Source organism: Rhizobium sp. 18055, assembly GCF_902706285.1.
Lineage (GTDB): Bacteria > Pseudomonadota > Alphaproteobacteria > Rhizobiales > Rhizobiaceae > Rhizobium.
Genome location: NZ_CACSKD010000068.1, coordinates 1 through 832 on the forward strand (window position 1 = coordinate 1; position 832 = coordinate 832).

Genomic DNA, 832 nt, shown 5'->3' on the forward strand with positions numbered 1-832 from the left:
GAGTACGAGGCCTCTCGATGAGCGAGGATGGTCTGGGGGATGGAGACACGATCATCGTGGACCGGGCAATCAAACCGACCAATGGGCACATCGTCGTCGCTGTGGTGGACGGAGATTTCACAGTCAAAAGGCTCCAACTCCGCGCAGGCCGCATGAAACTCAAGGCCGCAAACCCAACCTACCCAGACATCACGCCCAAGGACGGGCAGACCGTCGAGATCTGGGGCGTTGTGACGGCCTGCGTCAAGTAATTTCAGCGGTGAGGCACACCCTCCGTGCACCGGTATGTTTGCCCTGGTCGATGGCAACAACTTTTATGTCTCTTGCGAGAGAGCTTTCCGGCCAAGTCTGGTAGGAAGGCCTGTCGTTGTCTTGAGCAACAACGACGGGTGTGCCGTGGCGAGAAGCAACGAAGCCAAAGACCTCGGAATTGCGATGGGAGCGCCCTGGTTCACCATCAGGCATCTGGAAGAGACCGCGGGTTTGGTGGCCTTGTCGTCCAACTACACCCTCTACGGCGACATGAGCGATCGCATGATGAGCCTGGCAGCAGGCCTCGGCCCCACGCAGGAGATCTACAGCATCGACGAATCCTTCGTCGGGCTGCACGGCATGACAGGGGACCTAGTGGCCCGCTCCCACGCGATACGCGCGCGCATCCTCCAATGGATAGGGATACCCTGCGGCATTGGCATTGGCATGACCAAGACACTTGCCAAGCTTGCCAATCACGTGGCGAAGACAGCGGAGCGAAAGCCAGGTAGCTATCCAAGCGACCTGGCGCAGGTTTGCAATTTGGCCGCGCTGCCCGCGCAGGACCTCGATGATGTCC

At 59.6% G+C, this 832-nt stretch carries 1 protein-coding gene and 1 pseudogene; both read left to right on the forward strand.

Features of this window, described 5'->3' with window-relative positions; all coding sequences use genetic code 11:
- Positions 1-251: S24 family peptidase (locus tag GVL52_RS31450; RefSeq protein WP_200847929.1), on the forward strand; the 251-nt coding region annotated here is incomplete at its 5' end.
- A 34-nt stretch (positions 252-285) separates the two neighbouring features.
- Positions 286-832, forward strand: a pseudogene (locus GVL52_RS31455) (hypothetical protein); the annotation flags it as partial.